Source organism: Ideonella sp. A 288 (assembly GCF_002198735.1).
GTDB lineage: Bacteria > Pseudomonadota > Gammaproteobacteria > Burkholderiales > Burkholderiaceae_C > Pseudaquabacterium.
In genome coordinates this window covers 51446-64385 of sequence record NZ_MWLO01000130.1, presented here as the reverse complement: position 1 = coordinate 64385, position 12940 = coordinate 51446, and the positions used below count along the sequence as shown (strand labels likewise).

12 protein-coding genes are annotated in these 12940 nt (G+C 69.7%); 9 read left to right on the top strand and 3 right to left on the bottom strand.

Annotated features, from left to right (window positions below):
- The first annotated feature begins 66 nt into the window (after window positions 1-66).
- From yajC to EOINJALH_RS17640, 4 genes are all read left to right on the top strand, one after another.
- Window positions 67-402: a preprotein translocase subunit YajC gene (gene yajC, locus EOINJALH_RS17655; protein WP_088282423.1), complete on the top strand. Its 336-nt coding sequence runs from the start codon at window positions 67-69 to the stop codon at window positions 400-402.
- Window positions 403-516: 114 nt separating this feature from the next.
- The gene (gene secD, locus EOINJALH_RS17650; RefSeq protein WP_088282421.1) at window positions 517-2406 is read left to right on the top strand and encodes a protein translocase subunit SecD; all 1890 of its coding nucleotides are present in this window, start codon (window positions 517-519) and stop codon (window positions 2404-2406) included.
- A gap of 15 nt (window positions 2407-2421) precedes the next feature.
- Window positions 2422-3468, top strand: a complete 1047-nt coding sequence (gene secF / locus EOINJALH_RS17645; protein WP_088282419.1) for a protein translocase subunit SecF — start codon at window positions 2422-2424, stop codon at window positions 3466-3468.
- 41 nt (window positions 3469-3509) lie between these two features.
- A complete protein-coding gene (locus tag EOINJALH_RS17640; RefSeq protein ID WP_088282417.1) occupies window positions 3510-5993 on the top strand; it encodes a DUF1631 family protein in 2484 nt (827 codons plus the stop codon).
- 37 nt (window positions 5994-6030) lie between these two features.
- Here EOINJALH_RS17640 and EOINJALH_RS17635 read toward each other — a convergent pair whose 3' ends face one another.
- The 3 genes from EOINJALH_RS17635 to EOINJALH_RS17625 all read right to left on the bottom strand — a co-directional run bounded on the left by EOINJALH_RS17635 (window position 6031) and on the right by EOINJALH_RS17625 (window position 8966).
- On the bottom strand, window positions 6031-6483 hold the full coding sequence (locus EOINJALH_RS17635; protein WP_088282415.1) for a DUF494 family protein: 453 nt from the start codon (window positions 6481-6483) through the stop codon (window positions 6031-6033).
- Between the two features lie 102 nt (window positions 6484-6585).
- The gene (gene dprA, locus EOINJALH_RS17630) at window positions 6586-7710 is read right to left on the bottom strand and encodes a DNA-processing protein DprA (protein WP_088282413.1); all 1125 of its coding nucleotides are present in this window, start codon (window positions 7708-7710) and stop codon (window positions 6586-6588) included.
- A 38-nt stretch (window positions 7711-7748) separates the two neighbouring features.
- Window positions 7749-8966: a LysM peptidoglycan-binding domain-containing protein gene (locus tag EOINJALH_RS17625; RefSeq protein WP_234413903.1), complete on the bottom strand. Its 1218-nt coding sequence runs from the start codon at window positions 8964-8966 to the stop codon at window positions 7749-7751.
- A 210-nt stretch (window positions 8967-9176) separates the two neighbouring features.
- Between EOINJALH_RS17625 and def the strand changes: the two genes are divergently transcribed.
- The 5 genes from def (at window position 9177) to EOINJALH_RS17600 (ending at window position 12930) form a co-directional block, all read left to right on the top strand.
- Window positions 9177-9695 (top strand): peptide deformylase, encoded by a 519-nt coding sequence (def, locus tag EOINJALH_RS17620; RefSeq protein ID WP_088282411.1) that lies wholly within the window; start codon window positions 9177-9179, stop codon window positions 9693-9695.
- Window positions 9692-10648, top strand: coding sequence for a methionyl-tRNA formyltransferase (gene fmt / locus EOINJALH_RS17615; RefSeq protein ID WP_088282409.1), 957 nt, complete (start codon window positions 9692-9694; stop codon window positions 10646-10648). The genes def and fmt overlap by 4 nt, the downstream gene beginning before the upstream one ends.
- Before the next feature lie 56 nt (window positions 10649-10704).
- Window positions 10705-11553: a zinc metalloprotease HtpX gene (gene htpX, locus EOINJALH_RS17610; RefSeq protein WP_088282407.1), complete on the top strand. Its 849-nt coding sequence runs from the start codon at window positions 10705-10707 to the stop codon at window positions 11551-11553.
- A gap of 73 nt (window positions 11554-11626) precedes the next feature.
- Window positions 11627-12013, top strand: a complete 387-nt coding sequence (locus EOINJALH_RS17605) for a hypothetical protein (protein ID WP_088282405.1) — start codon at window positions 11627-11629, stop codon at window positions 12011-12013.
- 164 nt (window positions 12014-12177) lie between these two features.
- Complete coding sequence (locus tag EOINJALH_RS17600) at window positions 12178-12930, top strand: head GIN domain-containing protein (RefSeq protein ID WP_088282403.1); 753 nt, start codon at window positions 12178-12180, stop codon at window positions 12928-12930.
- Window positions 12931-12940: the final 10 nt, after the last annotated feature.

The following is a 12940-nucleotide window of genomic DNA, read 5'->3' as shown; positions in this document are numbered from 1 at the left end:
CCCGGGCAGGCAGCGCAACGTGCCGGGCCCCCGCCCCGGCCTGCGTCGACTCCAGGAGATCGCCCCGTGTTCATTTCAGAAGCCTTCGCCCAGACCGCCCCGGCCGCCGCGGGCGGCGCCGAATCCAGCCTCATGAGCCTGTTGCCGCTCGTGCTGATGTTCGTGGTGCTGTACTTCATCATGATCCGCCCGCAGATGAAGCGCCAGAAGGAGCACAAGGCCATGATCGACGCCCTGGCCAAGGGCGACGAGATCATCACCTCCGGCGGCATGATCGGGCGCGTCGCCAAGCTGGGCGAAACCTACATGCAGGTCGAGATCTCCAGCGGCGTGGAGATCCAGGTCCAGCGCAGCGCCGTCGTGCAGGTGCTGCCCAAGGGCACCTTCGCCACCGGCAAGTGAAGCACCGGGGCCGTTGCGTTCACGGCAAGTCGGCCCCCGGACACCGCGTACACGCCCGCCACGAGCCGCCTGCCGTGTGCCTGAGCCCCCACTGAGCAGGCCGAGGAACCCCCGATGAATCGCTACCCCTGGTGGAAGTACCTGATCCTGGGCGTTGCCCTGCTGATCGGGCTTCTGTACACCCTGCCCAATTTCTACGGCGAGGCGCCGGCCGTGCAGGTCTCTAGCGGCAAGGCCACGGTGAAGCTCGATCCGGCGATGGTCACGCGGGTGCAGGACGTGCTGACAAAGGCCAACATCAAGGCCGACCTCGTCCAGATGGATGGCAATTCGGTCAAGGCGCGCTTTGGCGACACCGACACGCAGCTCAAGGCCAAGGATGCGATCTCCAAGGCACTCAACCCCGACCCCAACGATCCGTCCTGGATCGTGGCGCTGAACCTGCTGAGCCGCTCGCCGGCCTGGTTGACCAGCCTGCACGCGCTGCCGATGTACCTGGGCCTGGACCTGCGCGGCGGCGTGCACTTCCTGATGCAGGTCGACATGAAGACCGCACTCACCAAGAAGGCCGAGGCCTTCACCGGCGACATCCGCACCCTGTTGCGCGACAAGACCATCCGCCACGCCGGCATCACGCGCGAAGGCAACGACGTGGTCGTGCGCTTCCGGGAGCGCGCCGTCCTCACCCAGGCACAGGCCCTGCTGACCGACCAGTTGACCGACCTGCAGTGGACCGAAACCGCCGACGGCGCCGAGTTCAAGCTCACCGGTTCGCTCAAGCCCGAAGCCGCGCGCCGCGTGCAGGACGCCGCACTGAAGCAGAACATCACCACGCTGCACAACCGCGTCAACGAACTCGGCGTGGCCGAGCCGGTGATCCAGCAGCAGGGCGCCGACCGGGTGGTCGTGCAACTACCGGGCGTGCAGGACACGGCCAAGGCCAAGGACATCATCGGCCGCACCGCCACCCTCGAACTGCGCATGGTCAACACCAGCACCGAGGCACTCGAGGCCCTGCGCGGCGGCGGCCCGGTGCCCTTCGGCAGCGAGAAGTACCTCGAGAAGGACGGCTCCCCGATCGTCGTCTTCCGCCAGGTCATCCTCACCGGCGACAGCCTCACCGATGCCCAGGCGGGCTTCGACGGGCAGAACTCCAACGAGCCGGCGGTGCACCTGACGGTGGACGCCAAGGGCGGGCGCATCATGCGCGACGTCTCTCGCGAGAACGTCGGCAAGCGCATGGCCATCCTGCTGTTCGAGAAGGGCAAGGGCGAGGTCGTCACCGCGCCGGTGATCCGCGGCGAACTGGGCAACCGCTTCCAGATCTCGGGCCGCATGAGCTCGGTCGAGGCCAACGACACCGCGCTGCTGCTGCGCGCCGGCTCGCTGGCCGCGCCGATGGAGATCATCGAGGAGCGCACCATCGGCCCGACGCTGGGCAAGGAGAACATCGACAAGGGCTTCGCCAGCGTGGGCTATGGCTTCGCCGCGATCGCGGTGTTCATGTGCGCGTACTACCTGCTCTTCGGCGTGTTCTCGACGCTGGCCCTGGCCTTCAACCTGCTGCTGCTGGTGTCGCTGCTGTCGATGCTGCAGGCCACGCTGACGCTGCCGGGCATCGCGGCCATTGCGCTCACGCTGGGCATGGCCATCGACGCCAACGTGCTGATCAACGAGCGCGTGCGCGAGGAACTGCGAGCGGGCGCGTCACCGCAGGCGGCCATCTCGGCCGGCTACGAGCGCGCCTTCGCCACCATCCTCGATTCCAACATCACCACGCTGATCGCCGGCCTGGCGCTGCTCACCTTCGGCTCGGGCTTCGTGCGCGGCTTCGCCGTGGTGCACTGCCTGGGCATCCTGACCTCGATGTTCTCGGCGGTGATGTTCTCGCGCGGCCTGGTCAACCTCTGGTACGGCAGCAAGAAGAAGCTCAAGTCGGTGTCGATCGGCCAGGTATGGCGTCCCGCGGCGAGCCCGGAAGACCAACCGGCCGTCGAGGCCTGAACGGGAGCAGCAGGCATGGAATTCTTCAGGATCCGCCGCGACATCCCGTTCATGCGGCATGCGCTGGTCTTCAACATCATTTCTTTCGTCACCTTCGCCGCGGCGGTGTTCTTCCTGGTCACCCGCGGGCTGCACCTGTCGATCGAGTTCACCGGCGGCACGGTGCTCGAGGTCGAGTACGCGCAGACCGCCGATCTCGAGCGCACCCGCAAGGCCATCGACACGCTGGGGCTGGGCGAAGTGCAGGTACAGAACTTCGGCACCTCGCGCGACGTGATGGTGCGCCTGCCGGTGCGCGGTGGCGCCAAGCCGGCCGAGCAGTCGGCACTTTCGGCGCAGGCCTTTGCCGCGCTGTGCAGCGCGGAAAGCGGCACCGTCGGCACCAAGGCCTACACCACGCCGCAGGGCGAGCAGGTGAGCCGGCCCTCCTGCAGCACGGCGGCGGGCGCCGAGCCGCTGAAGCTGTCGCGCACCGAATTCGTCGGCCCGGCCGTGGGCTCCGAGCTCGCCGCCGACGGCGCCAAGGCGCTGGCCTTCGTGGTCATCGGCATCATGGTCTACCTGGCCTTCCGCTTCGAGTGGAAGTTCTCGGTGGCCGCGATCATCGCCAACCTGCACGACGTGATCATCATCCTGGGCTTCTTCGCGTACTTCCAGTGGGAGTTCTCGCTGGCCGTGCTGGCGGCGGTGCTGGCCATCCTGGGCTACTCGGTCAACGAGTCGGTGGTCATCTTCGACCGGATCCGCGAAGCCTTCCGCCGGTACCGCAAGCTCGACACGCAGCAGGTCATCGACCACGCCATCACCAGCACGATGAGCCGCACGGTCATCACGCACGGCTCCACCCAGATGATGGTGCTGGCGATGCTGATGTTCGGCGGGCCGACGCTGCACTACTTCGCGGTGGCGCTGACCATCGGCATCCTGTTCGGCATCTACTCGTCGGTGTTCGTCGCGGCAGCCATCGCCATGTGGCTGGGTGTGAAGCGCGAAGACCTCGTCAAGGCCGGCACCCCCAAGGATCAGGACCCCAACGACCCGAATGCGGGGGCCGTGGTATAGAGTAGCCCGGTTGCCCCAACCGCGCAGTATCGGCCCAGCCCATGGCGCTTCCCGCCGACCCCAGTCAACTTGCGAATCGAGCTCGCCGCCTGTACACAGACGAGCTGGTCAAGGGGCTGCCCGAGGTGATCCGCCACGTGGTCGACATGGCACGCCACGCGCGGGACAAGCCGTCTGACTACCAGACCGCCCAACGCCGCCGCGACCTGGCCCAGTCGCTGCACAAGTCGGCCCGGCCCTGGCTGGCCGGGCTGAACAAGGGCCTGATGCAGGTGCTCGAGCAAGGCGGCTCGGTGTCGCTGGCTGGCAGCCTGGCCAACGCCACCGCCAAGGGCCTGACGCTCGTCGACGACGACACCATCGACCGCGAGATCCTCACCTCGCGGCTGGCGCTTGCCATCATGGACCGCGCGTCCTGGGAGTTCTCAGACCTTCGATCGCGGGTTGCCTCCCTTGAACGCCGCCAGGAACTGGGCACGCACGACATGCTGCGGGCCCATGTGCTGGCCCGGGTGGTGCTGGAAGCCTGGCACCAGGCAGGGCTGAGCAGCGAGGGCTGGCGCGAGTGCCAGGCGGTGCTCCACGACGAGTTCGCGCTGCTGGTGGAAGAGGCCTATCACGAGACCAACCGCTGGCTGATCAGTCAGAAGGTCCTGCCCGACATCGACCTGCGGCCCTTCATTCGGCGCACCGTGCAGGGCGTGGCACCGCGCACCGACGATCCGCTGGCCGGCGATTCCGGCCCGGGACCCACGGGCTATGGCGCGGGGCCGGGCCGCGGCGGAGCCTCGGACTACGGCCACATGGGTGGTGGCGGCGGCGGTGGGGTGGGCTCGGGTCAGCAGGGCAGCCAGTGGGCCGGCCACACCGGGCCGATGCCCAGCCGGCCGGCCCTGATGCGCGGCGTCGGGCGCACTGGCGGGGCCCAGATGTCCGGCGGCGGAGGCTGGGCCAGGCCATCTGGCCGAAGCGCCGTTGGCGAGGAAACCCGGCTGATGACGCGCGCAGCCCCGCTGGCCCGCGGCAGCGACCACGCCGAAGCGGTGATGGGCCGGCTGAATCGCCTGGTCGGCCGCCACCTGCCAGGCTTCGCCGACACGGCCCAGGGGCCAGCGGCGGTGACGCCCCGCCTGTCGCGGGCGATCGACATGGCCCAGCACAGCATGCGGCAGCGCCTGGGTCCGGTGCCCATGCCGAGCGGCGGCGTCGAGGCACGAGCACCGGCCATCACGACGCCCATGCTGCTGGACGACCTGCAGCACCGCAAGCAGATCCTGAAGCAGGCTGCCGAGACACCGGCCGAGCGGGCCACGATCGAGATCGTGGCGATGATGTTCCAGAGCATCCTGGCCGAGGAACGCATCCCGGCCCAGGTGCGCGTGTGGTTTGCCCGGCTGCAGATGCCGGTGCTGCGCGTGGCGGTGAGCGAACCCGACTTCTTCGCCACCATCGACCATCCGGCGCGCCGCCTGATCGACCGGATGGGCGCCTGCGTCATGGGCTTCGACGACACGGCCCGGGCCGTCGGCGACGCGCTCGAGAAGGAAATCAAGCGCATCGTGCAGGTGGTCGAGGCCTACCCCGACACCGGCCGCCGGGTCTTCCAGACCGTCCTGGCCGAGTTCGAGAAGTTCCTCGAGCACTTCTTCCGCACCGAGAACGAGGCCACCCGGCGCGGCGTCTCGCTGGCGCAGCAGGTGGAACAGCGCGAGACCCTGGCCATCCAGTACACGATCGAACTGCGCCGCATGCTCAACGAGGTGCCGGTGCAGGAAGGCGTGCGGCAGTTCCTGTTCCACGTCTGGGCCGACGTGCTGGCCACCACGGCCGTGCGCTACGGCGGCAATGGCGAGGAAACCAAGCAGATGAAGCGCGCGGCCGCCGACCTGATCTGGTCGGCCAGCGCCAAGGTCACGCGAGAGGAACGCGGCGAGGTCATCCGCCGGCTGCCACCGCTGCTCAAGCGCCTGCGCGAGGGCATGGCCTCGGCCGGCATGGGCACCGACCGCCAGGACGAACAGATCCAGGCCTTGAACAATTCGCTGGCCGCGGCCTTCACCGCCAAGGCCGCGGTGATCCCGACCGAGCGGCTGACCGAGCTGATGGAGCGGCTGGAGTCGCTCGAGGAACTGCTGCCCCAGGCCAGCGACCTCGAGATCGACGAGTCGATCGTGCTCGACCTGTCGGGCCACGAGAGCTCCGAGCTCGAGGTGGTGTCCGACGGAGGCTCGATGCCGAGCCCGGCGATGCTGTCCTGGGCCCGTGAACTGATGGTCGGCAGCTGGTACATGCTGGACTACCGCGACCGCACCGAGCCCGTGCAACTGGCCTGGCACGGCATGCGCCGGCAGCTGTCGCTGTTCGTGTCGGCCAACGGGCGCTGCGTGCTGTTCCAGCAGCACCGGCTGGCGTCGTACCTGCAGGCGGGTTTGCTGCTGCCGGCCCAGGAAGAGTCGCTCACCGTGAAGGCCACGCGCAGTGCGCTGGCCAAGCTGGACGCCGACCCGTCGCGCCTGATGAACTGATGCCGTCGGCGCGCCGCGCGGCACCGAGACCCTGCGGTCAGTGGATCAAGCGCTCTTCCGGGGCGACGAACAGTTCGTCAAGAATCAACGCGTCGGGCTCCTCGCCGAGGCTCCAGAACACCATCAGCACGATGACCTTGAGGTCTTCGAGGGCCAGCGGGCTTTCGCCGGCGGCCGTGGCCCGGTCGATGACCATCTCTCGCATCGGCGGCGGCAACACCCCCGCGGACTCGAGGAAACTGATGAAACCGATCGAATCCTCGCCAAGGCGCTCGGACTCGCGGTCGGTGTAGATGCGCAGGCTGCGTGGCGCCTGCTCGCCCGTGTAGGCCTGGGCCGTGACGGCCAGGCCGTCGAGCCAGTTGAGCGCTTCCTGGATCTCGTCCGACTCGAAGCCCACCGCGGAGAGCTTGCGGGTCAACTGGTCGTGGTCCGGGCATGCGTCCGGACGCCAGTAGTTCTCGTACAAGTAGACCAGCACCTCGAACATGATGAACCCACTATAGCGCAGCCCGGCAGGGGCCAGGAACCCTGCACCACCCCCCTTCGGGTGGCGGGGTTCCAGGCGCGCTGCGGACGGTGCGGCGGGGGTTCAACCCACCTGGATGCGCTGGAACAGCCCGCCGGGCAGGCGGGCCACGCGGCCTTCCAGTTCCAGTTCGAGCAGCTTCGCGTTCAACTCCGGTGCCGGCCACCCGCAGCGCGCCATCAGCGCATCCAGCGTGGCCGGATCGTGGCCGAGGGCACGGAGCACCGGGTCTCGAGACTCCGACGGCGGTTCCGACGGAGCATCGGCCGTGGCTGCCGGCCCGGCACGGGGCGCCGGACCGGGCCCGGCGCCCAGTTCGTCCAGCACATCCTGCGCCGTCTCGACCAGCTTGGCGCCCTGGCGCAGCAAGGCATGGCAGCCCCGAGCGTGCGGCGAATGGATCGACCCAGGGATCGCAAAGACCTCGCGCCCGGCCTCGGACGCCAGCCGGGCGGTGATGAGCGAGCCGGACTGCACGGCCGCCTCGACCACCAGCGTGCCCCTGGCCAGGCCGGCGATGATGCGGTTGCGCTGGGGGAAATTGGCGGACATCGGCGGCGCCCCCAACGGGTATTCGCTGACCATCACGCCCTGCGCGACGATCCGTTCGGCCAAGGCGGCATTCGACCGCGGATACACCAGGTCGATGCCGGTGCCGACGACGGCGATGGTGCGCCCGCCCCCGGCCAGCGCGCCCTCATGGGCCGCCGCGTCGATGCCCGCGGCCAGGCCGGACACGATGACCCAGCCCCGCCGCGCCAGATCGGCCGCGAAGGCGCGGGCGTTCTGGCGTCCCTGCGGCGTGGCCTGGCGGCTGCCGACGATGGCCAGCGACGGGACCGAAAGGGCGTCGACCTGGCCGTCGACGAACAGCAGCAGCGGCGGATCGACTGTTTGCAGCAGCGACGGCGGGTAGTCGGCATCGCCCAGCGTGAGCACGCGGCGGGTGGGGCGGGCCGCCAGCCAGGCCGCGACCGCCGCGATGCGGTCGGCGGCGCCCTCGTCGACGCCGACGAAGGCGTCGTCCACCACCCGCGCCCCGACCACGGCCCGCAGCGCCGACAAAGGCGCCTCCAGCACCGCCTGTGGCGAGCCGAAGGACGCCAGCAGCTTGCGCAGGGACTCGCGGCCCAGACCGGGCCGATGGACCAGGCGCAACCACGCCTCGAGTTCAGGATCGACCTGCACTGCGGGGAACTCAGCCGGGCCGGACGACCGGGCCGAGATCAGGGTTGGGTGAAGCGATCGCCCCGGCGCACGGGGTCGGTGGCCGACAGCACCAAGGCGTAGGACACCCGGTCGAAGACGCGGAACACGAACAAGGTGCCCACGCGCTCGTTGGGCAGCTTGATGGCCGTGCGCTCGGGCCCCGTGCGGTCAACCGCATCGGCGCCGTCGCGCCACAGTGCCAGCACATGCCCGCGCTCGAGGCCGTCGCGGCCACCGCGGTTGATCGAGATGATCTGGTTCTGGCCGGCCAGCAGCGCCTCGCCATAGACCGACACGATCTGGCCCTGCACCGGCGTCGAGGGCGCGTGCGGCACATAGGCGGCGAAATCGCGCTGCGGCATCGGCGACAGCCGGTCGCCCACGCCCACTTCCTGGCGCACGCTGGTGACCAGGATGCTGTCGGGCACCGGCACCGCCGACTTGCCATCCGCCGAGAGGCGATTCTCGCCCGCGCGCGAGAACTCCGCCGTCCCGACGAAGCGCGCCTCGTGGCCCAGCAGTTCGTTCGATGTCGGGTCGGTGAGCGGCTGGGTTTCGCGGAAGAGGCGGAAATCTCGTGCGCCCTTCAGGTCGCCGCGCACATAGGCGGTCTCGCCCTGGGAGACCATCACGCGGCCTTCCTGGGTGGCCACCACGCGGGGGGCGGCGGCCAGGTCGTCGTTGCCCAGCACCACGGCCTCGTTGAGGAACGGCCCGATCAGGTGCATCGGGATCGCCGCGATGGCGCCGTTGTCGAGGGCCTGGCCGCGTACCCGCGGTGACAGGCGCACGGTGTTCGAGGGCACCTGCTGGCCCGACGTGTCGGCCAGGCGCAGGCGGGCGCGGCCGCCGGTCTTGTCGAGCACCAGCACCTGCCCCGGGTAGATGAGGTGCGGGTTGCGGATCTGCTCGAGGTTCATGCCCCACAGTTCGGGCCATCGCCACGGGCTGCGCAGGAAGAGCTTGGAGATGTCCCACAGCGTGTCGCCGCGCTGCACCGTGTGCGAATCGGGCGCGTCGGGGGCCAGTTCGGACAAGGGCACGCCAGCCTGGGCCACCTGCTGGGCAGTGGCACGCTGCTCGGGCCGGATGGTCAGGTCGACGGCCTGTGCACCGACGACGCCACAGAGCAAGGCGGCGGCGGCCAGAACGCGCCCGCCGTTCCGGTGGGAGGGCTTGCGGCGCCGGCATGAACTCATGTAGTCGATCTCCTGGGTGGCAATGGCAATCTGCATCGAGGCCACCGGCCTGACGGCCAAAGCCGTCGGAACGGCCACACCGCCTCAAATGCTCATGCTGCCTCGCAGATTCTGCCGATAAACCATTGATATCGCAATGAAAAGCGCCCCCGTCCCACGACCGGCCGCGGGCTTGCGATACTCCTGCCGTTGCTTCCTCTCCACACCTGTTGCCGCTTGTGACGGCCACAGCCGAGCATCGATCCCATGGCCCTGCTGAAGATCCTCCGCTACCCCGATCCCAAACTCCACACGGTTGCCGCCAAGGTGACCGAGGTCGACGACCGCCTGCGCAGGCTGATCGACGACATGCTGGAGACCATGTACGAGGCCGAGGGGGTCGGCCTGGCCGCCACCCAGGTCGACGTGCACCTGCGCCTGATCGTGATGGACACCTCCGAGGCGCGCGACAAGCCGCTGGTGCTCATCAACCCCGAGATCCTGTCGCGCAGCGCCGAGATGCACATCGGCGACGAGGGATGCCTGTCGGTGCCCACCATCTACGATGACGTCGAGCGCCATGCACGGGTGACGGTGCGGGCACTCGACCGCCACGGGCAGTCCTTCGACCTGGACGCCGAGGGCCTGACCTCGGTGTGCGTTCAGCACGAGATGGACCACCTCATCGGCAAGGTCTTCGTCGAGTACCTCAGCCCGCTCAAGCGCGAGCGCATCCGCACCAAGATGCTGAAGAAGACTCGCGACGAGCAGGTGCGGGGCCGATGAGGATCGCCTTCGCCGGCACACCCGAGTTCGCTGCCGCGGCCCTGCGCGCCTTGCTGGCGGCGGGGCACGACCTGGTGCTGGTGCTGACCCAGCCCGACCGACCGGCCGGCCGCGGCATGAAGCTGCAGGCCTCGGCCGTGAAGTCGGTGGCCCTCGACCATGGCCTGGCGGTGGCCCAGCCACGCAGCCTGCGGCTGGACGGCAAGTTCCCGGACGACGCACGGGCGGCCCGCGATGCGCTCGACAAGGCCGCGCCCGAGGTGATGGTGGTGGCCGCCTACGGGCTGATCCTGCCGGCCTGGGTGCTGGCCCACCCGCCGCTGGGCTGCCTGAACATCCATGGCTCGATCCTGCCGCGCTGGCGCGGCGCCGCGCCGATCCACCGGGCCATCGAGGCCGGCGACACCGAGACCGGCATCACGCTGATGCAGATGGACGCGGGTCTCGACACGGGTGACATGCTCGACATCGAGCGCGTGCCCATCGGCCCGGACGACACCACCGCGCTGCTGCACGACCGGCTGGCCGCGCTGGGCGCCCGCATGGTGGTGCGCGCGTTGACCGACGTGGCCACCTTGCAAGCATTGGTGCGCACGCCCCAGCCTTCTGAAGGCGTGACCTACGCGCACAAGGTCGAGAAGGCCGAGGCCGCCATCGACTGGTCGCAGCCGGCCGAGGTGATCGAGCGGCGGGTGCGCGCGTTCGACGCCTTCCCGGGCATGCACTTCCAGTGGGCGGGCGAGGCCGTCAAGCTGTGGCGGGCCAGGCTCGCACCCGGCGCGCCGAAGGCCGCACCCGGCGAGGTGCTGGCGGCCGACGGCGACCTGCTGCGCGTGGCCTGCGGCACCGGGTCGCTCGATCTGGTGGTGCTGCAATGCCCCGGTGGCCGCCGCATCGCCACCCGCGACTTCCTGGCCACGCGCCCCCTGACGACGGGCGACCGCCTCGGTTGAAGTTCAGGCCCCCGGCCGCATCTATCGGCCTGTTCAGCCAGAAAGGACCCCCCGACATGTTCAACATGATGAAGACCGCCATCCTGATGGCCGCCATCACCGCGCTGTTCATGCTGATCGGCCGGTGGATGGGAGGCCAGGCCGGCATGATGCTGGCGCTGGTGGTGGCGCTGGGGATGAACTTCTTCAGCTACTGGTTCAGCGACAAGATCGTGCTGAAGATGTACAACGCGCAGGAGGTGGACGAGTCCTCCGCGCCGCAGTTCGTGCGCATGGTGCGAGAGCTCGCCGACAAGGCCGGCCTGCCGATGCCCAAGGTCTACCTCATCGACGAGGCCGCGCCCAATGCCTTCGCCACCGGGCGCAACCCCGACCACGCGGCCGTGGCCGCCACCACCGGCATCATCCGCGTGCTGAGCGAGCGCGAGTTGCGCGGCGTGATGGCCCACGAACTGGCGCACGTGAAGCACCGCGACATCCTCATCAGCACCATCAGTGCCACGATGGCCGGCGCCATCGGCATGCTGGCCAACTTCGGCATGATGTTCGGAGGCCGCGACAGCGAAGGGCGACCGGCCAACCCCCTGGTGGGCCTGATGGTGGCCATCCTCGCGCCGCTGGCCGCCAGCCTGATCCAGATGGCCATCAGCCGAGGGCGCGAATTCGAGGCCGACCGCGGTGGCGCCGAGATCTCGGGCGACCCGCAGGCCCTGGCCTCGGCGCTGCAGAAGATCCAGCGCTACGCCCAGGGGGTCCCTATGGAGGCGGCCGAACGCCACCCCGAGACCGCGCAGATGATGATCATGAACCCCTTGTCGGCCGGCGGGCTGCGCGGCCTGTTCTCCACCCACCCGGCCACCGAGGAACGGGTCGAGCGCCTGCTCGAGATGGCGCGCGGGCGCTGACCGGCCGCGCGCGAGGCCGAGGTCGTGGCGGTCGGCCCTCAAGCCGACGCCGCCCGCGGCCGATAACCCGGACATGCGCCGCTTCATCGCCACCCTGCTGCTGTCTGCCACCGCCCTGCTGGGGGCGGGCTGCGACCAGTTGGGCATCGAATCGGCCAGCGCCGTGGCCGCCCGCAAGGAAGCCGACGGCAAGGCCGTCGGCGGCGCCTGCCGCCATGCCGGCCGCGCCATCGAAGACTGCTACACGCTCAACAAGAAGGCCGACCGGCCGTCCGTCTACGCCGGCTGGCGTGAGATGAACGAGTACATGCGCGAGAACAAGATCGAGCCGGTGATCCCCGTGATCAAGCCCGAGCAGGCCGTGGCGGCCAAGCCCGCCGACGAGGCCGAGGCGGACGACGCCCACGCCAAGCCGGCGGCCGAGAAGCCGGCTGCCAAGGGCAAGAAGCAGGCCTCCTGATCGCGCCGGGCGCGCGGACGTGCGCGCAGGCTGCAGTCATCCCCGGGTGCGGTTCGTCACCGATTTCGGCACCTCCGTCGGCCAGACGATGCGTTCGTCGCAGCGGCCGTGACCGCCGCGACCGGGCTCGCCATCATGGGCACCATCCCGATGGAGATCGCCCCATGACCCGACTGTCCCGCGCCCTCGACACCGCCCTCGGCCTGACCCTGATGGGTGCGTTGACCATGGCCATCGTGACCGCGATGCCGACCGGCGCCCAGGCCGCCGAGTCGGTGGCCGGTTCGGCACAGACCAGCACCGAGCGCCGCAGCGTCGGCGACATCGACGAGGTGGTGCTGACCGGCGGCTTCGACCTGCGGGTGCAGCAAGGCAGCACGCCCGCCATCGAACTGCGCGGCGACGCCGCGCTGCTGCCGCTGATCGACACCGTGCAGGACGGCCAGCGCCTGACCATCCGATGGAAGCGCGACAGCGCGGTGCGTGCCCGCGCCCTGCCAACGATCACGCTCACGGTCGTGCGACTGAGGAAGCTGGCCGCGGCCGGCTCGGGCAACATCCATGTCGATGGCCTGAAGACGCCCAGCCTCGACGCGTCGATCTCCGGCGCAGGCGACATCCACCTCGGTGGCCTGGTGAGCGACACCCTGGCGATGCGCATCGCGGGCTCCGGCGACATGACGGCCAGCGGCCAGGCGACCCGGCTGCAGGTGAAGATCGCGGGCTCGGGCGACGTGCGCGCCAGCGGCCTGAAGGCCGACGAGGTCAGCGTGTCCATTGCCGGGTCCGGCGACGCCGCCGTGCACGCCGACAAGTCGCTCGAGGTGCGCATCGCGGGCTCGGGCGACGTGGCCTACAGCGGCAACGCGGCCGTGAGCCAGTCGATCGTCGGCAGCGGCTCGGTGCGCAAGCGCTGAACCGGCCGGC